At 66.7% G+C, this 16776-nt stretch carries 17 protein-coding genes; 5 read left to right on the top strand and 12 right to left on the bottom strand.

The window, feature by feature from the left end; translation table 11 throughout:
• Positions 1-70: 70 nt before the first annotated feature.
• The 4 genes from ppnN to grxD all read right to left on the bottom strand — a co-directional run bounded on the left by ppnN (position 71) and on the right by grxD (position 6371).
• Complete coding sequence (ppnN, locus tag ABE424_RS02720) at positions 71-1459, bottom strand: nucleotide 5'-monophosphate nucleosidase PpnN (protein WP_121042205.1); 1389 nt, start codon at positions 1457-1459, stop codon at positions 71-73.
• Positions 1460-1744: 285 nt separating this feature from the next.
• The gene (locus tag ABE424_RS02715; protein ID WP_346490783.1) at positions 1745-4930 is read right to left on the bottom strand and encodes a carboxypeptidase regulatory-like domain-containing protein; all 3186 of its coding nucleotides are present in this window, start codon (positions 4928-4930) and stop codon (positions 1745-1747) included.
• A gap of 383 nt (positions 4931-5313) precedes the next feature.
• Positions 5314-6054 (bottom strand): SDR family NAD(P)-dependent oxidoreductase, encoded by a 741-nt coding sequence (locus ABE424_RS02710; RefSeq protein ID WP_346490782.1) that lies wholly within the window; start codon positions 6052-6054, stop codon positions 5314-5316.
• Positions 6051-6371 carry a Grx4 family monothiol glutaredoxin gene (grxD, locus tag ABE424_RS02705; RefSeq protein ID WP_176989582.1) on the bottom strand — a complete coding sequence of 107 codons (321 nt, stop codon included), beginning with the start codon at positions 6369-6371 and terminating at the stop codon, positions 6051-6053. The genes ABE424_RS02710 and grxD overlap by 4 nt, the downstream gene beginning before the upstream one ends.
• Before the next feature lie 129 nt (positions 6372-6500).
• Between grxD and ABE424_RS02700 the strand changes: the two genes are divergently transcribed.
• Entirely contained in the window at positions 6501-7082 is a 582-nt protein-coding gene (locus tag ABE424_RS02700) for a Fe-Mn family superoxide dismutase (protein ID WP_346478577.1), read from the top strand.
• Positions 7083-7148: 66 nt separating this feature from the next.
• Here the strand turns inward: ABE424_RS02700 and ABE424_RS02695 are convergent, their stop codons facing one another.
• Positions 7149-8297 (bottom strand): 5-(carboxyamino)imidazole ribonucleotide synthase, encoded by a 1149-nt coding sequence (locus ABE424_RS02695; protein WP_346490781.1) that lies wholly within the window; start codon positions 8295-8297, stop codon positions 7149-7151.
• Entirely contained in the window at positions 8294-8797 is a 504-nt protein-coding gene (purE, locus tag ABE424_RS02690) for a 5-(carboxyamino)imidazole ribonucleotide mutase (RefSeq protein ID WP_019186188.1), read from the bottom strand. The genes ABE424_RS02695 and purE overlap by 4 nt, the downstream gene beginning before the upstream one ends.
• Before the next feature lie 59 nt (positions 8798-8856).
• On the opposite strand from purE, the gene ABE424_RS02685 reads away from it, so the two are divergent.
• The 4 genes from ABE424_RS02685 (at position 8857) to ABE424_RS02670 (ending at position 11496) form a co-directional block, all read left to right on the top strand.
• A complete protein-coding gene (locus tag ABE424_RS02685) occupies positions 8857-9126 on the top strand; it encodes a Trm112 family protein (protein ID WP_176989579.1) in 270 nt (89 codons plus the stop codon).
• Positions 9123-9983 (top strand): carboxylating nicotinate-nucleotide diphosphorylase, encoded by an 861-nt coding sequence (gene nadC / locus ABE424_RS02680; RefSeq protein ID WP_346490780.1) that lies wholly within the window; start codon positions 9123-9125, stop codon positions 9981-9983. The genes ABE424_RS02685 and nadC overlap by 4 nt, the downstream gene beginning before the upstream one ends.
• Before the next feature lie 67 nt (positions 9984-10050).
• Positions 10051-11055, top strand: a complete 1005-nt coding sequence (locus tag ABE424_RS02675) for a DUF2272 domain-containing protein (protein ID WP_346490779.1) — start codon at positions 10051-10053, stop codon at positions 11053-11055.
• Between the two features lie 84 nt (positions 11056-11139).
• Positions 11140-11496 carry a DUF3301 domain-containing protein gene (locus ABE424_RS02670; RefSeq protein WP_346490778.1) on the top strand — a complete coding sequence of 119 codons (357 nt, stop codon included), beginning with the start codon at positions 11140-11142 and terminating at the stop codon, positions 11494-11496.
• Positions 11497-11530: 34 nt separating this feature from the next.
• Here the strand turns inward: ABE424_RS02670 and ABE424_RS02665 are convergent, their stop codons facing one another.
• From ABE424_RS02665 to ABE424_RS02640, 6 genes are all read right to left on the bottom strand, one after another.
• Complete coding sequence (locus ABE424_RS02665) at positions 11531-11974, bottom strand: ClpXP protease specificity-enhancing factor (protein WP_176989576.1); 444 nt, start codon at positions 11972-11974, stop codon at positions 11531-11533.
• Between the two features lie 149 nt (positions 11975-12123).
• Complete coding sequence (locus ABE424_RS02660; protein WP_088433019.1) at positions 12124-12759, bottom strand: glutathione S-transferase N-terminal domain-containing protein; 636 nt, start codon at positions 12757-12759, stop codon at positions 12124-12126.
• 160 nt (positions 12760-12919) lie between these two features.
• On the bottom strand, positions 12920-13621 hold the full coding sequence (locus tag ABE424_RS02655; RefSeq protein WP_241696536.1) for a cytochrome c1: 702 nt from the start codon (positions 13619-13621) through the stop codon (positions 12920-12922).
• 37 nt (positions 13622-13658) lie between these two features.
• On the bottom strand, positions 13659-14918 hold the full coding sequence (locus ABE424_RS02650) for a cytochrome bc complex cytochrome b subunit (RefSeq protein ID WP_319208240.1): 1260 nt from the start codon (positions 14916-14918) through the stop codon (positions 13659-13661).
• 2 nt (positions 14919-14920) lie between these two features.
• Positions 14921-15541, bottom strand: a complete 621-nt coding sequence (gene petA, locus ABE424_RS02645) for a ubiquinol-cytochrome c reductase iron-sulfur subunit (protein ID WP_176989573.1) — start codon at positions 15539-15541, stop codon at positions 14921-14923.
• Positions 15542-15712: 171 nt separating this feature from the next.
• On the bottom strand, positions 15713-16657 hold the full coding sequence (locus ABE424_RS02640) for a lytic transglycosylase domain-containing protein (RefSeq protein ID WP_346490777.1): 945 nt from the start codon (positions 16655-16657) through the stop codon (positions 15713-15715).
• Positions 16658-16776 lie beyond the last annotated feature (119 nt).

The raw sequence follows: 16776 nt of genomic DNA, 5'->3' as shown, positions 1-16776 counted from the left end.
GGCGTCAATCAGTTGACGCAGAACAAGGCCAGCGGCGGGCCCCCTGCCCGCCGACGGCCGGGTCACGGCCTCAGGCCATGACCTTGTAGCAGGGCTGGTACTCGCCCGAGATCTTCATGCGGCGCTGCTCGACGAAGGCGCGCAGCAGCTCGTCCAGGGCCTGCATCATGTCCGCATCGCCATGGATCTCGAACGGACCGAACTGCTCGATGCGACGCATCCCGTCTTCCTTCACGTTGCCGGCGACGATGCCGGAGAACGCACGACGCAGGTCGGCGGCCAGGGCATGCGGCGGGCGGCCGTGGTGCAGGTCCAGCGCGGCCATCGCCTCGTGGGTCGGCACGAACGGCTGCTGGTACTCCCACGGAATCTCGATCGACCAGTTGAAGAAGAACGAATCCTTCTGCGCGAGGCGGTGCTCGCGCACGCGCTTGATGCCCTGGGCCATCTTGCGGGCCACGTTGACCGGGTCGCCGATGATGATCTCGTAGCGGCTGGCGGCTTCTTCACCCAGGGTGAGGCGGATGAAGCGGTCGATCTGCTCGAAGTACGGTGCGGCCACGGTCGGGCCGGTCAGGATCAGCGGGAACGGCAGGTCCTTGTTCTCGTCGCGCAGCAGGATGCCCAGCAGGTACAGAATCTCCTCGGCGGTGCCGACGCCGCCGGCGAACACGATGATGCCGTGGCCGATGCGCACGAACGCTTCGAGGCGCTTCTCGATATCCGGCATGATCACCAGGTGGTTCACGATCGGGTTCGGCGACTCGGCGGCGATGATGCCCGGCTCGGTCAGGCCGATGTACCGCGTGGTGGTCTTGCGCTGCTTGGCATGGGCAATGGTGGCGCCCTTCATCGGACCCTTCATCGCACCCGGACCGCAGCCGGTGCAGATGTCCAGCCCACGCAGGCCCAGCTCGTAGCCGACCTGCTTGGTGTACAGATACTCATCGCGGCCGATCGAGTGACCGCCCCAGCACACGACCAGGTTCGGGTCGCCCGGGTTGAGGATGCGCGCATTGCGCAGCAGCCCGAACACCGCGTTGGTGATGCCTTCGGAGGATTCCAGCTCGGCCGCGTAGGCCGGACCCATCTCGATGGCCATGTAGGCCAGGTCGCGGACCACGGCGAACAGCAGCTCGGCGACGCCGCGGATGATCTCGCCATCCACGAACGCCATCGCCGGCGCGTTGACCAGGTCGATGCGCACGCCGCGGTCCTGCTGCGCCACCTGGATGTCGAAGTCGGGATACAGATCGCGCGCCGCGCGCGGATCGTCGGAGGCACTGCCGCTGGTCAGCACGGCCAGCGCGCAGCGGCGCAGCAGCTCGTGCATGCCGCCACCGGAGGCGTCCCGCAGGCGCGCTACTTCGGCGCGCGAGAGCACATCCAGCCCACCGCGCGGGTAGATCCGCGCGTCCTGCACCGGCAGCGTACGCGCCGGTTTTTCGTTGATCGTCATGTCCATCTTTTTCGCTTTCCTCAAGGTTACCGACTGTACCGCTGCCCCCTTAAAAAGCAAAACGGCCGGGAAACCCGACCGTTTGGATGTGTGGTGCCCCGGTGCCGCTTCCGGGGCTGCCGCAGTTGCATGCTTTTCGCGCAACCGGCTGATCATAGGCCTTTTGCACTGGCCGAGCAAGCACCGCGTCATGACTGCTGCGATGGCGCGGACGGATCCCGGACAGCAGAACGGCCAGGTTGCCCTGGCCGTTCCGGGTGTAACGCGGGTCGTTAACTCAGTTCATCAGAACTGGTAACGGAAGCCCAGCTGCAGCGACCACTGCGAGACACCCACGTCGAAGCCGTCGGCGTCGAGGTTGGCCACGGTCGGCTCGTCCGCGCCGCGGAAGTTGTACACGTACTTGCCGTCCTTCATGCCCTGCAGGCTGGCCACACGCGCGTCGGCGTAGAAGCCGTAGTCGTAGATGTTGCCCCAGTCCTTGTTGATCATGTTGCCGATGTTCTGGATATCCAGCCAGATCTCCGACTTGTGACCCTTCATGAAGCCCGGCAGCTGCTGACTGATGCGCACGTCGAAGGTGTTGATCCAACCGGTACGGAACTGGTTGGCCGGGGCGTAGCTGCCCGCATACTTGGCCAGATCCGGGTTGCTGGCCAGCCACGCGTAGAACGACTTCTCCATGTCCGCATCGGCCACGAAGGTGCTGCCGGTCAGGGTGCCGAACAGCACTTCGCCCGGGTTCGGCACGTAGAACAGGTCATTGGCGGAACGGCTGTCGCCGTTGGCGTCGTTGACGTAGACGTAGCTGTACGGACGGCCGCTGCGGCCTTCGTACACCAGGCCCACCTTGGTTTCGTAGTCACCGAAGAACTTGTGCTTCCAGTTCAGCGCGCCGGAGATGCGGTCGCGGATCTGGTAGCGCGAGGTGTTCTCGATGTTGTCGTTGGCGTTGAAGGCGTACTGGTAGCCCCAGCCCGAGCTGGCGGTGGAGCTGGTCAGCGAGCCGACTTCGGTGGCATCGGTATAGGTGTAACCGATGTTCCAGGACCAGTCGCTGTCCGGCGCCCACGGCTTGGCCAGCGACACGGTGAACTGCGAGGTGCGGCCCTTGTCGGTGTTGGCGATTTCGTACACGGCGTCGTACGCCCTGTTACGTCCAGCGCGGGCATCGTCATTGACCCAGGCGTTACCGTTGCGCGACTGGGCGTAATACATCTGACGGCCGTCCGGACCCAGGAACTGCACCGGACCCAGGTTCAGGTTCTTGTAGTACAGCGCATCCTTGACCTTGGTGACCAGCAGCTCGGCCGAGGCCACGACGCCGTACCACGGCAGTTCGTGGTCGAAGCCCAGATTGGCCTTGTAAACCGACGGCATGTTGAAGTCACTGCCGACGAAGTTCACGTTCTGCCGGTTCGAGCCCGGCGTGGTCGGGACCGGCTGGCCGTCCTTGCTCGGGCTGAACGGCAGCGCCGGGGTGTAGACGTTGGACGTGTAGACCGAGTTGTTGAAGCCGGTCGCCGAGTAGCTGTTGCTCAGCCACACCTGGGGAGCATCGCCCTGGAACAGGCCCACGCCGCCGCGCAGCTGGGTCGGACGGTCGCTGTCGAAGGTGTAGTTGAAGCCCACACGCGGCTGGATGAGGAACTTGTTGCTCAGCACTTCGCTGTTGTCGAGGCCGAAGAACTGCGAGGCGACGGCGTTGTACGCCGGAGCCGGGGACGTGTCGGCACGGTCGGCACGCAGGCCCAGGGTCAGGGTCAGGTTGTTGTTGACATACCAGGTGTCCTGCACGAACAGGGCCAGGTTGCTGAACTTGTAGTCCGCCGGAATCGAACCCGGGGTGCGCTCCGGCGTGTAGTTGTAGGTGCTCCAGCGGCCGGCAGCAAAGTTGTCCAGACCGGCGAAGGTATACGCGCCCCAGGAGTTGGCGCCGAAGTAGTTGTAGATGTCGTTGGTGTCATACGACCCACCGAACTTGACGTCATGGTCACCCAGCGTCCAGGTGCCGGCGGCGTAGTAGTTCCACGCCTTGGTCTGCAGGACGTTGTTCTGCGAATTGGCTTCGGTACCCAGGTACAGCGAGTCGCCGGTCGGCGCAGCCTGTGTGCCCTGGAAGAAGATGCGGATGCTCGGCGCGTCGGTGGACACGTTGCGGATCGCCGAGTACTCGCGGTACGAGGCCTTCAGTTCGGTGGAGAAGTTGTCGGACCAGTCACTGAACAGCTGGGCGACGTAGCTCTCGTTGGTCTTGTCGTGCTGGTACCAGTACGAGCTGAGCGAGGCGGTGCTGGTGCCCATGCCATTGATGCGCAGCTTGCTCTGGTCGATCTTGCTGTAGCGGAGGTTGGCGCGATGGTTGTCGCTGATGTTCCAGTCCAGCTTCAGCGCGTACTCCTCCATCGAGGTATCGCCGTTGCTTTCCAGGCCACCGGCTTCGATGCCGTAACCCTGCGCGATCTGCTGCGCGCGGGTCACGTCGGCCAGGGTGAACTGCGGGTTGGCCTTGCCCAGCGCGGTGCCACTGAGGTCGGCACCCGGGGCGGCCTGCTCGAACTTCTCGTAGTTGGCGAAGAAGAACAGCTTGTCCTTGATGATCGGACCACCGACGGTCATGCCGTAGGTTTTTTCCTTGGTGAAGCCATTGAACGGCTGGCCTTCCGGGTTGTCGCCGAACCAGTCACCATCACGGTAGGTGCCATACACCGAGCCATGGATTTCATTGGTACCGGACTTGGTCACCGCGTTGACGGTGGCACCGGCGGCGGCAGCGATGCTGACGTCGTAGTTGGACAGGTTGATGTCCAGCGCTTCGATGGCTTCCATCGCGACCGGCTGGCGGCGGGTCGGCATGTTGTTGCCTTCCAGGCCGAACGTATCGCTGGCGGACACGCCGTCGATGCTGATCGAGTTGAAGCGCGGGTTCTGGCCACCGGCCGAGATCGAGCCCGAGGCGCGATCGATGAAGGTCACGCGCGGATCCAGACGCATCAGATCCTGGATGTTGCCGCCGATGGACGGCGCAATCTCGATCTGCTGCTGGCTGATGTTGGTGCCCGAGCCCATCTTGGTGGCGCTGAACACTTCCGAGCCGCCGGCAACGGCAACCACCTGCACGGCTTCCAGATTGGTCGCGGCCAGGTCGCCGGCCAGGGCGGCGTTGACGGTACCGGTCTGGTTCACGCCCAGGTACACGCCTTCTTCGGTCTTGGTGCCTTCACCGGACTTGGTGATGGTGATGGTGTACGGACCACCCACGCGCAGGCCGCGCGCGTTGTAACGACCCGCGGCATCGGTGGTCGCACGGCTGACCGTGCCCGACTCGGTGTGCGTGATCGTGACTTCGGCACCGGCCACAGGCGCACCTGCGGCAGACGTGACCTGACCGCCGACACCGGCAGAGGTGCTCTGGGCGAAGGCGGGAGCGGCGGCAAGTGCGGCCACGAGACCAAGCGTCAGCTTGGACATCCGGAGACAACGTGAGTGGGTCATTGGGGAGTAGCCTCGATGCGAGATTGGCGATGGCGGAGAAAAAAACGCGCCCAAGCAGCCTTGCTGGCGGCTGACTGGACTTTTATCTGGGTTCCCTAGCCGCGAGCTGGTTTCAGCCGCAACGGTTAACACTAGATTAACACGATAGCCTCGGATTGTGACGGTTTGGAGACAAAACACACGCCATCACAACGGGATCGTGACGCCATTTTCACATCTGTTTGTGACCGGCTGAATGCAGGCCGTTGATGGCTTTCAGCAGGGTCGAGACGGTTTTTTGCGGGTTGGCTGGGGAGCCGGCCAGCGGCCGGCACTACCGGGTCGGTGGGTCGGTACCGGGCGCCCTACGGGCGACGCCCTCAGGCGTCGAGAATCTGGCCGCGGTGCGCGGCGCCCGCGGCGGACAGCAGCAGGACCGCCGCGGCGGCGCAGTCGGCCGGGTCCCGAGCGGTGCGGTCCTCGTCCAGCGAGAACGCGCGGGCGCGCAGGGCCGTGCGCATCGGGCCGGGCTGCAGGCCGCTGACCCGGATCGGGCTGCGGCCGAGTTCGTCATGCAGGGAGGCGATCAGTCCGCGCAACCCATGCTGGGCCGCGCCGTAGCCGCCCCAGTAGGCCTGCCCTACCCGCGCGGGATCGTCCACGGTGAACACCAGGGCGGCATCGTCGCGCTGGCGCAGCAGCGGCAGGCAGGCCTGGGCCAGCCAGGCCGGGGCGGTCAGGTTCACGTGGACCGCGCGGGCGAAGGCGGCCGGATCGGCCAGTTCGAACGGGGTCAGCCCGGCGAAATCGGCCGCGCAGTAGAGCACCCCGTCCAGCTGGCCCAGCTCGGACTGCAGGCGCTCGGCCAGGGTGGCGTAGTCGTCTGGGGTCGCGCCTTCCAGATCCAGCGGATACAGCAGCGGCTCGGGGCCGACGGCTTCGACCGCAGCATAGACCCGGTCCAGTCGGCGCGGTTTGCGCCCCAGCAGCACCACGGTGGCCCCGGCCTGCGCGCAGGCCACGGCGGCGGCGCTGCCCAAGCCTCCCCCGGCCCCGGCAACAAGAATGACGCGATCGGCGAGCGATCCGGTCCCGACCACCACGGACGGGACCGCACTCACGGCTGGGAGGCCTCTTCGACGATGCGCTTGAGCTCGCCGGATTCGAACAGCTCCAGCACGATGTCGCAGCCACCGATCAGCTCGCCGTGGATGAACAGCTGCGGGAAGGTCGGCAGATTGGAGAAGCGCGGCAGGTTGGCGCGGATCTCAGGCTCTTCCAGCACGTTGACCGTGCGCAGCGCGATCGCGCCGGCGGCCATCAACGCCTGGAGGGCACGGCTGGAAAAGCCGCACATGGGATATTGAGGAGTGCCCTTCATGAACAACACGAGGGGGTAACGTTCGACTTCGGACTGGATCTGCTGCATCACCGCCACAACGACTCTCCCTCCAATGGGACAACCCGGCCTCACCGGTCGGATAGACTTCCCTGACCGCCATTGTATGCCCTACCTTCGCGTGGTGGGCACTCTGTCGGCGCTCTCCCCTCCCAATCTGTCGTGCCCATGCCCCTCGAACTGCCTCGCCTTCCCTACGACCGCGCCGCCCTGCAACCCCACCTGTCGGCGGAGACGCTGGACCTGCATCACGGGCGGCACTTCCGGGCCTATCTGGAGGCGGTCAACGCACGTATCGATGGCACGGAGCTGGCCGAGCTGCCGCTGGAGGACATCGTCCGCCAGAGCCAGGGCAGCCTGTTCGATGCAGCGGCGCAGGCCTGGAACCACCAGTTCTATTTCCAGTGCCTGCACCCGCGCGCCGGTGGCGATCCGCAGGGCCGGCTCGGCGAACGGGTGACCCGATATTTCGGGGATGCCAAGCGGCTGCGCGAGGCCTTCGACCGCGCGGCGCTGGGCCTGTTCGGCTCGGGCTGGGTGTGGCTGGTGCAGCACCCCAACGGCGCACTGGCGATCCAGGTCACGCGCAACGCGGGCACGCCATTGACCGGCGAGAGCACACCGCTGCTGGCCTGCGATGTGTGGGAACACGCGTATTACACCGATTACCAGAATGAGCGCGCCCGCTATCTGGAGGCGTTCTGGAAGCTGGTGAACTGGGATTTCGTCACCGCGCAATTGCGCGATTGAGGCCCGGTAGCGCACGACCGTTGGTCGTGCGTCCAGGGAGTGCCGGCCACGGGTCGGCCCTCGACGTCAACCGCGCAGGCTCTCGATCACCGGCGCAACCTGCTCGCCGCGATCAAGCTGCCCACCGACGGTCTCCAATGCACGGGCCAGCGCAGCCGCATCATCGTCGCGCAGCGTGGCATGGCCGACCTTGCGTCCGTCCCGCGCCTGCTTCCCGTAATCGTGCCAATGGCCACTGGCCTGGCCGAGCACGGCCGCAGCATCGGGCATCTGCCCGATCCAGTTGAGCATGCAGGCATGACCCAGCATGCGCGTGTCGCCCAGCGGCAGGCCGAGCACGGCGCGCAGGTGGTTCTCGAACTGCGAGGTCTCGCTGCCTTCGATGGTCCAGTGGCCGGAGTTGTGCACCCGCGGCGCCATCTCGTTGGCCAGCAGCTCATCGCCGCGGCAGAACAGCTCCAGCGCGAACACGCCCACATAGTCCAGGCGCTCGGCCAGGGTGCGGGCGTAGCCGAGGGCAGCCTCGTGCTGGGCTGCCGACAGCCGTGCCGGGGCCAGGCTGGCCGAGAGCACACCGTTGACGTGCCAGTTGCCCGTGATCGGCCAGGCGCGGAACTCGCCGTCCTGCCCGCGTACCGCCACCACGCTCACCTCGCGATCGAAGGCGACGAAGCCTTCCAGGATCAGGCCGGTCTTCTCGACCTGGCTGCCGAGGGTGTCCCAGGCCGCGTCGATGTCGGCGGCGCTGCGGATCCGGAACTGACCCTTGCCGTCGTAGCCCAGGCGGCGGGTCTTGAGGATGCAGGGCATGCCGAATTCGGCGACCCTGGCCGCCAGCTCGTCGCGGCTGCGGATGTCGGCGAAGGCCGGCAGCGGGATGCCCAGCGACTGGAACAGGGTCTTCTCGCTGAGCCGATCCTGGGCCACGGCCAGCGCATCCGGATTCGGATGCACCGGCACCCGCTCGGCGAGGAACGTCGCGCTCTGCGCCGGCACGTTCTCGAAATCGAAGGTCACCACGTCCACGCGGGCGGCGAAGGCGGCCAGGGCGGCTTCATCCTCGAACGCGGCCACCTGCAGCGGCGCCACCTGGGCGCCACAGGCATCGGCAGCCGGGTCGAACAGCTCGAAGCGCAGCCCCATCGGCGCACCGGCCAGGACCATCATGCGGGCGAGCTGGCCGCCGCCCAGGATGCCAACGGTCTTGGGGCTCATTGACGCGGGTCGTCGTGGGCCATGACGTCTTCGGTCTGGCGGGCACGGAAGGCTTCCAGCGCCTCACCGATCGCCGGCTGGTCCGAGGCCAGCATGGCGGCCGCGAACAGCGCCGCGTTGGAGGCGCCGGCATTGCCGATGGCGAAGGTGGCGACCGGGATGCCGGCCGGCATCTGCACGATCGAGAGCAGCGAGTCCATACCGTTCAGGGCCTTGGACTGCACCGGCACGCCCAGCACCGGCACGGCGGTCTTGGCGGCGATCATGCCCGGCAGGTGCGCGGCCCCGCCGGCACCGGCGATGATCGCGCGCAGGCCACGCTGGCCCGCCTGCTCGGCATAGGTGAACAGCACGTCCGGCGTGCGGTGCGCCGAAACCACTTTCACTTCATAGGGAACGCCCAGCGAATCCAGCTTCTGGGCGGCGTGCTGCATGGTTTCCCAATCCGAGCGGGAACCCATGACGATGCCGACGAGCGGCGCGGTTTGGTTGAGGGTCATTGGCCGTCACCTGCCTTAAAGACGTATTCTAGCCGTCTTCCACGCAAGACGAAGAATCCATGGATCGCAAGCTGCTCGACCTCCTGTGCTCGCCCGATACGCGCCAGCCCCTGTCCCTGCTCGACGCCACCGGCCTGGACGCGCTCAACCGCGCGATCGGCAGCGGTGCCGTGCTCAAGGCCGATGGCAGCCCGCAGGCCCAGGCGCTGCGCGAGGCCCTGCTGACCCGCGACCGCAAGCAGGTGTTCCGCGTGGACGACGGCATCCCGGTGCTGCTGGCCGAAGAGGCCATCGCCACCGCCCAGATCGCCGATTTCCCGGAAAAATGAGCCACCTCCCCGTGCCGGCCCCCGAGGCCGCCCTGGTGGCCGCCGATGTGGCCCGTGCACTGGCCGAGGACATCGGCAGCGGTGATGTCACCGCCGCCCTGCTCCCGGACCGCCCCGACACCGCCTACCTGCTGTGCAAGCAGGACGCGGTGATCGCCGGCCGCCCCTGGTTCGATGCGACCCATCAGGCGCTTGACCCGCAGGTACGGATCGACTGGCGCGTGGCCGAGGGCGAGCACGTCGCCGCCGGTACCGTGCTGGCCCTCCTGCAGGGCCGAAACCGCAGCCTGGTGAGCGCCGAGCGGACCTCGTTGAACTTCCTGCAGACGCTGTCCGGCACGGCCACCACCACCGCGCAGTACGTCGCGGCGGTGGCCGGTACCGGCGCGCGGATCCTGGACACCCGCAAGACCCTGCCCGGCCTGCGCGTGGCGCAGAAGTACGCGGTGCGCTGCGGCGGCGGTGACAACCATCGCCTCGGCCTGTTCGACACGGTGATGCTCAAGGAAAACCACATCCGTGCCGCCGGCTCGCTGACCGCCGCGGTGCTGGCCGCGCGCGCGCAGTGGCCGGCACTGCCGCTGGTGGTCGAGGTCGAGGACCTGGACCAGCTGCGCGAGGCGCTGGAGGTCGGCTGCACCCGCATCCTGATCGACGATTTCGACGCCGCCGCGCGGCGCGAGGCCGTGCGCATCGCGGCCGGGCGGATTCCATTGGAAGTCTCCGGCAGTGTCGGCCTGGACGGGCTGCGCGCGATCGCCGAGGACGGCGTGGACTGCATCTCGATCGGCGGGTTGACCAAGCATGTGCAGGCGATCGACCTCTCGTTGAAACTGGGCCCGCCCCCGCAGGGGTAATGCCGCTTTCACGGTATGGGCAGATGCGGTCTGCGAGGCTGCGTCTGCCCCCACCTGGATTGCACGCATGCGCTGCCTGCCGCTTCTCGCCTGCCTGTCTCCCCTGCTGGCGATGCTGCCCCTGCGGGCCGCCGCCGCCGAGGTCTGCGATGTGCCGCCGCGCTTCGGGCTCAGCCCGTTGGCGATCAACATCGTCAGAACCGCCTGCAACGAACACCGCCTCTGGTACCGGCCTTTCATCGATCGCGATGGCCGCGCGGCCAGCCTGAGCGTGACCGAAGCCGAGGACGTACACCTGGCCGACAACGGCCTAGTTGCCTGGCAGCGTGTGGTCGGCTACTGGCGGCAGAGCGGCACGCTGTCGCCGATGGGCAGCCAGCCCGGCGCATCGAGCTGCATGGCCCCACCGGGCACGCGCTACACCGACACCGACTGCCGTGCGTTCCTGGTGGACAACCCGTGGTCGGCCGCCTTCATTTCCTGGGTGATGACCCGCGCCTCGGCCCCCGGCTTCACCCGTTCGCCGCGGCACATCGACTACATCCGCGCGGCGTACCAGAACAGCGGACCGTACCGGATGACCGACCCGGCGCAGGAGAAGCCGGCGCCGGGCGACCTGCTGTGCTACCTGCGCGACCGACGCGAGACCCTGAGCTACAGCGGCCTGGTGCAGTCACTGGGCAGCGGCGCGGTGACGCACTGGAAATCGCATTGCGAAGTGGTGATCGCGGCCAACATGGGCGGCGACCGCACGCTGTATCTGATCGGCGGCAATGTGATGAACACCGTCGCGTTGCGCAAGCTGTCATTGGACCGCAGCGGCCGGGTCGAGCTGCCGCCCGCGAAGGCCAGTGCAGGCGACGGTGTGGATCTGGGCTGTACGCCGGGCCGCGAAGAGGAGTGCAGCTTCAACCGCCAGGACTGGGCCGCACTGCTGAAGCTGGTGGCGACCGCCCCGGCGACGATGCCGATGGACGCGCCCGTTCCGGCCGACATGCCAGCGCCGGGCACGATGACACCGCCGATCCCGGCGCCACAGCCCGTACCGGTCCCGCCACCCCGCACGCCCTGATCGTCGACGCCCGCATGGCTTGATCCGCGCCGCATTCGTCGCCATCTTGGAGGGACCGTCCTCCCTGACCGCGCCGAGTCACCGATGCCCAGTTTGATCCTGTTGATGATTGCCGGCGCGTTTGCCTACGCCTTCTGGAATTCCTCGCGTGCCGCCGCCGAGCGTGCCGGCGTGCTCGGGCGCAATGCCTGCCGCGCGGCCGACGTGCAGTGGCTGGACCAGAGCGTGCACGCCACCGGCCTGCGCGTGTGCCGCAAGGACAACGGCTGGCTGGGCTGGGAGCGCACCTTCAAGTTCGAGTATTCGCACGATGGCGTGGACCGCCACAGCGGCCGCATGGTGCTGCGCGGCGATCAGCTGATCACGTTCGTGGGCCCGTCGGCGGCGCGGATCAGTGAGATCCGGCGCGATATCGATACCCGGGATGCTGAAGACCTTTAATGAAATGGCCGCCTTGCGGCGGCCATGGTGTGTCTTATTTGACGACCCGCAGATGCGGGCGACCGCTGGGCTTGGGCGGTGCATCGTCCGGCGGGGTCGGTGAATCGTCCGGCGGCAGTTCGTCGTCCGGGCCCGGCTCGTGGCCCGGGATGTCGTCCGGCAGCGCCATGCCCTGCCCCGTCTCGCGGGCATACACGGCCAGCACGGCCGAGATCGGCACGTGCACCGGGTAGCTGGTGCCGGAGAAGCGGGCCGAGAAGCTCACGCTCTCATTGTCGATATGCAGGCGCACCACGGCGCGCTCGGCGATGTTCAGGACGACGCGGCCATCCTTGACCGCGCTCTGCGGCACCTGCACGCCGGGCATGCCGGCGTCGACCAGGATATGCGGCGTCAGGTCGTTGTCATTGATCCATTCCACCAGGGCCCGCAACAGGTACGGACGGTGGCTGGTCATGCGAAAAGTGTCTTCAGTCATGTGGTAGAGCCGAGCCGTGCTCGGCTGGTCTTGATCCGGATTGCCTGATGCAAGTGTACGCGCCCGCCTACCCGCAGGTCAGCCATCACGCGTACCGGCACCGCGATTTCGTTCAGTACGCCGGGGGTGCACGCGGCACCCGGGCGCGATCAGACCGGCAGGTCGCGCAGCTTCTTTTCCTGCTCGGTGAGGCTGCGGATGAAGCCCGGGTGGCGGAAAATGCGGTTGCCGTAGTCTTCGATGGACTTGCCATCCTTCGGCAGCGGCACGTCCAGTGCCTGCAGCCGCCAGATGATCGGCGCCATCGCGCAGTCGGCCAGGCTCATTTCCGGATTGAGGAAGAACTTGCTGGCCTTGAACAGCGGGACCGCGCTGGTCAGCAGTTCCTTGAGCCGCTTGCGGCCGGCCTCGGCCTGGGTCTTGTTGCCCAGCTGGATGGCCTGCACCTGCGGCACCCAGTCGTGTTCGATGCGCAGCATCGCCAAGCGGATGCGGGCCCGCGAGAGCGGATCGACCGGCATCAACGGCGGGTGCGGATAGCGCTCGTCCAGGTACTCGCTGACCACCGACGCCGCGTACAGCACCAGCTCGCGTTCCACCAGGGTGGGCACGGAATGGTACGGATTGAGATCGATGAGATCCTCGGGCGGATTCTGCGGGTCGACCGGCACGGAGTCATAAGTGACGCCCTTGGCCGCCAGTACCAGCCGCACGCGATGGCACAGGACATCGTCGTTCGAGGAAAACAGCGTCAGGGTGTTCCGCATGCGTACGCTCGCCGCCATCAAAGGCTCTCCAACGTCCGGTAACCGCCGGTCGTATCGGCGCCGCCAGCCCATTGCCGACGGTCGTCACAGTACCCGAGTGTGCAACCGCACATCACAAAAGCCAATAGGTCGATCGTCCCACGACAGGAACGATCGACACAGGACGGCGTCCGGCGGCTCAGTGGACGTCCTTCCAGTATTCCTTCTTGAGCAGGTACGCCAGGAAGGTCAGCAGCGCCAGGAACAGGATCACCCAGACGCCCAGCTTCTGGCGCTTCAGGGCGGCCGGCTCGCCGGCGTACTCCAGGAAGTTGGTGATGTCGCGCACCGCCTGGTCGTACTGGCCGGCGTCGACGTTGCCCGGCTGCTCGATCTTCAAGCCGACCACCGGTGCGTCGAGGCCCGGGCCTTCGGCCTTGCCATGCACGGCGTGCTGCAGCCCCTGCATTTCCCACAGCGGGTTGGGCATGGAGGCATTCGGGAACACGGTGTTGTTCCAGCCCAGCGGCCGCGTCGGATCGAGGTAGAACGATTTCAGGTACGTGTAGACCCAGTCGCTGCCACGCACGCGCGAGATCAGGCTCAGGTCCGGCGGCATCTTGCCGAACCACTTCTCGGCCTGCGCCTTGGGCATCGTCACCGGGATCGGCTCGCCGACCGGGGTCCCGGTGAAGTTGAGGTTGTTCATGACCTCCTCTTCGCTCAGCCCGAGATCGGCGGCCATGCGCGAATAGCGCAGGTATTTCAGCGCGTGGCAGCCGGAGCAGTAGTTCATGTAGAGCTGCGCGCCGCGCTGCAGCGAGGCACGATCGCTCAGGTCATTGCCCGCCTGCAGGGTCTTGGCACCCTCGGCGGCATCGGCTGCCGCGACACCCAGCATCAGGGCCGCCGCGCAGGCCAGCCGGACAATCCAGTGGTCAGTCATGGGTGGTCACCCGGTCCGGTACCGGCTTGGTCCTGTCCAGCTTGGTCCATAGCGGCATGGTGATGAAGAAGGCGAAATACAGGAAGGTCAGCACGCGGCCGATGTAGGTCTCGTGCGCGTCCGTACCCGGGCCCGAGCCGATCACGCCCAGCCACACGAAGCACACCGCGAACATGCCCAGCAGGCCGCGCGAGAGCAGGCCGCGGTAGCGGTAGGACTTCACCCGCGCCCGGTCCAGCCACGGCACCAGGAACAGGATGGCGATCGCGGAGAACATCACGATCACGCCGCCGAGCTTGTTGGGCACCACCCGCAACATCGCGTAGTACGGGGTGTAGTACCAGACCGGCTTGATGTGCTCGGGCGTCACCAGGCGGTTGGCCTCGGTGAAGTTGTCGTGCTCGAGGAACAGCCCACCGAAGGCCGGGGCGAAGAAGATGATGAAGGCGGCGATGATCAGCAGGAAGCCGGCGCCGACCGCATCCTTGAGCGTGTAGTACGGATGGAAGGGGATGCCGTCGGTGGGCGCGATGGCCGACCAGCGGTTGCCCTTCGGACCCTTCTTGATCTCCACGCCGTCCGGGTTGTTGGAGCCCACCTCATGCAGGGCGCCCAGGTGCAGCACCACCAGCAGCAACAGCACCAGCGGCAGCGCGATCACGTGCAGGGCGAAGAAGCGGTTGAGGGTGGCGTCGCTGGGCAGGTAGTCGCCCATGATCCACTCGGTCAGGCCGGTGCCGATCACCGGGATCGCGCCGAACAGCGAGATGATCACCTTCGCGCCCCAGAACGACATCTGGCCCCACGGCAGCACGTAGCCCATGAAGGCTTCGGCCATCAGCACCAGGTAAATCAGCATGCCGAGGATCCAGACCAGTTCGCGCGGCTTCTGGTAACTGCCGTAGAGCAGGCCGCGGAACATGTGCAGGTAGACCACGATGAAGAACAGCGAAGCACCGGTGGAGTGCATGTAGCGGATCAGCCAGCCCCACTCCACGTCCCGCATGATGTATTCGATGGAGGCGAACGCTTCGGCGGCGTTCGTCTTGTAATGCATCGTCAGGAAGATGCCGGTGACGATCTGGTTGACCAGGATCAGCAGCGCCAGCGAGCCGAAGTAGTACCAGATGTTGAAGTTCTTCGGCGCGTAGTACTCGCTGACGTGCTTGCGGTAGACCGGCATGAGGCCCGGTGCGCGCGCGTTGACCCAGTCGGCGACGCCGGTGGCGGTGCGGGAAAGGATGTTGGCCATGATCAAGCCGCCCCCTGCGGATCAACGCCGATGATGATGGTGTTGTCGTCCTGGTAATGGTGCGGCGGCACCAGCAGGTTGATCGGTGCCGGAACATCCTTGAAAACACGACCGGACATGTCGAAGCGCGACTTGTGGCAGGGGCAGAAGTAGCCGCCCTTCCACTGGGGGTCGTAGGGCTCGGGACGGATCTCGGCGACCATTTCCGGCGAACAGCCCAGATGGGTGCACAGCCCGACCAGCACCGAGACCTCGGCCTTGATCGAGCGGAATTCGGGATTCTGCTTGAGCACGTACTCGGGCTGCTGTTCTTTCTCGCCCGACCCGGGATCCTTCAGGCGGCCGTCCAGTCCGTGCAGCGCCTCGAGGATGGCCTTGGAACGCTTGACGATCCAGATCGGCTGTCCACGCCACTCCATGACCAGTCGCTGGCCTTCCTGGAGCGCGCTGATGTCGGCAATCACCGGTGCACCGGCCAGTTTGGCGCGGGCGCTGGGATTCCAGGACTTGATGAACGGTACCGCTGCAAATCCGACGCCGACCGCTCCGACCACCGCAGTGGTGGCGGAAAGAAACCGTCGACGTCCAGTGTTGACTGGATCGTTTACCCCATCGTTGGCCATCCGGCACTCCGATATTGATTTAGGTAGCTTGAGGCTGCCAGCAGACCGGTGGGGGCCAGTCCACATTGAATCAGCCGCGAGTGTAGCTGAACCGAAGTCGGCCACACAACGCGGTACTACGGAACGACATTACCCCGACAGTACGGCATCAGGTACCACCGGCGCCATGGGTTATTGATGGCTGGCCACCGCGCCGCGATAGCGGTCGGCCAACAGGCCCACCCGCTTCACGTAATACTGGGTCTCGCTGTAGGGCGGCACGCCGCCGTGGCGGTCGACCGCGCCCTCGCCCGCGTTGTAGCCCGCCGCGGCCAGCGTGAGATCGCCATTGAAGCGCTTGAGCAGCCAGGACAGATACTGCACGCCGCCGCGGATGTTCTGCGAGGCATTGAAGGAGTCGCTGACGCCGAAGCGGCGCGCGGTCGGCGGCATCAGCTGCATCAGCCCCTGCGCGCCGGCACGGCTGAGCGCGGTCGGGTTGTAGGCCGACTCGGCGTGGATGATCGCGCGGACCACCGCTTCCTCCACCCCGAACTCGCGGGCCGCGGCGGCGATCTCGCTCTGGTAGGCCGTCGTGTTGAGCCGTACCGAGCCAAAGTTGACCGCCGGATTGGCCCCGCAGGCGTAGCAGCGCTCGATGAAGCTGTAGTGGATGGTGCGGACCTGGCCCAGGCTGGCGACGCCGGCCGGGCGTGCGCTGGTGTAGTGGCGCACGCCGTCCTTCATATAGGAGTAAAGCTGGCCACTGCGCACCTTCCCCGCCTTGCCGGTGGCAGCGGACGGTGCGGTCAGCGCCGTGGCCGTGGCCGGAGCCGGGGCGGGCGTGATCGCGGTGGCGGAGGTGACGCTGTCGGCCCGGACGGGGGCTGGCGCCGGCGTCATGCTGGCGATCGGGGCCGCCGGGCCCGGCGCGGGCGGCGGCGGCAGGGCCCGGCGAGGCGCGCTGCGGTCCGGCCGGTAGCTGCTGATCACGCTGCAGCTGGCCCCGCTCACACGCTTGCTCACGTAGCTCGGAATGCCGTCGCTGCCGACACACTTGTACAGCGTGCCCGCACTGGCCGGCATAGCGGTCAGCGCAGCCAAGGCCAGCGCAGCGATCCCCAACATCCCCTTCATGAGCGGGAGTGTCCCCAATTCGCCGGGGATTGCCAAGGGGGGAGCCCGACCCGGCTACAATGGCCTGCTCACCGCAGCCATCCGGCTGCCTGCCCGCCCACCCGACTGGAATAAGCGCC

The organism is Stenotrophomonas sp. TWI1149, assembly GCF_039673155.1.
In the GTDB taxonomy this organism is placed as follows: domain Bacteria; phylum Pseudomonadota; class Gammaproteobacteria; order Xanthomonadales; family Xanthomonadaceae; genus Stenotrophomonas; species Stenotrophomonas maltophilia_AA.
Note: the sequence above shows the minus strand (reverse complement) of the source record. Positions and strands in the feature narration are given on the sequence as shown.

What these genes read in the sequence shown, in the direction of transcription:
- ppnN (WP_121042205.1), bottom strand. Translation starts at nt 1,459, where the DNA reads ATGACGATCAACGAAAAACCGGCGCGTACGCTGCCGGTGCAGGACGCG.
- ABE424_RS02715 (WP_346490783.1), bottom strand. Translation starts at nt 4,930, where the DNA reads ATGTCCAAGCTGACGCTTGGTCTCGTGGCCGCACTTGCCGCCGCTCCC.
- ABE424_RS02700 (WP_346478577.1), top strand. Translation starts at nt 6,501, where the DNA reads ATGCCCCTCGAACTGCCTCGCCTTCCCTACGACCGCGCCGCCCTGCAA.
- ABE424_RS02695 (WP_346490781.1), bottom strand. Translation starts at nt 8,297, where the DNA reads ATGAGCCCCAAGACCGTTGGCATCCTGGGCGGCGGCCAGCTCGCCCGC.
- purE (WP_019186188.1), bottom strand. Translation starts at nt 8,797, where the DNA reads ATGACCCTCAACCAAACCGCGCCGCTCGTCGGCATCGTCATGGGTTCC.
- ABE424_RS02685 (WP_176989579.1), top strand. Translation starts at nt 8,857, where the DNA reads ATGGATCGCAAGCTGCTCGACCTCCTGTGCTCGCCCGATACGCGCCAG.
- nadC (WP_346490780.1), top strand. Translation starts at nt 9,123, where the DNA reads ATGAGCCACCTCCCCGTGCCGGCCCCCGAGGCCGCCCTGGTGGCCGCC.
- ABE424_RS02675 (WP_346490779.1), top strand. Translation starts at nt 10,051, where the DNA reads ATGCGCTGCCTGCCGCTTCTCGCCTGCCTGTCTCCCCTGCTGGCGATG.
- ABE424_RS02670 (WP_346490778.1), top strand. Translation starts at nt 11,140, where the DNA reads ATGCCCAGTTTGATCCTGTTGATGATTGCCGGCGCGTTTGCCTACGCC.
- ABE424_RS02665 (WP_176989576.1), bottom strand. Translation starts at nt 11,974, where the DNA reads ATGACTGAAGACACTTTTCGCATGACCAGCCACCGTCCGTACCTGTTG.
- ABE424_RS02660 (WP_088433019.1), bottom strand. Translation starts at nt 12,759, where the DNA reads ATGGCGGCGAGCGTACGCATGCGGAACACCCTGACGCTGTTTTCCTCG.
- ABE424_RS02655 (WP_241696536.1), bottom strand. Translation starts at nt 13,621, where the DNA reads ATGCTGGGTGTCGCGGCAGCCGATGCCGCCGAGGGTGCCAAGACCCTG.
- ABE424_RS02650 (WP_319208240.1), bottom strand. Translation starts at nt 14,918, where the DNA reads ATGGCCAACATCCTTTCCCGCACCGCCACCGGCGTCGCCGACTGGGTC.
- petA (WP_176989573.1), bottom strand. Translation starts at nt 15,541, where the DNA reads ATGGCCAACGATGGGGTAAACGATCCAGTCAACACTGGACGTCGACGG.
- ABE424_RS02640 (WP_346490777.1), bottom strand. Translation starts at nt 16,657, where the DNA reads ATGAAGGGGATGTTGGGGATCGCTGCGCTGGCCTTGGCTGCGCTGACC.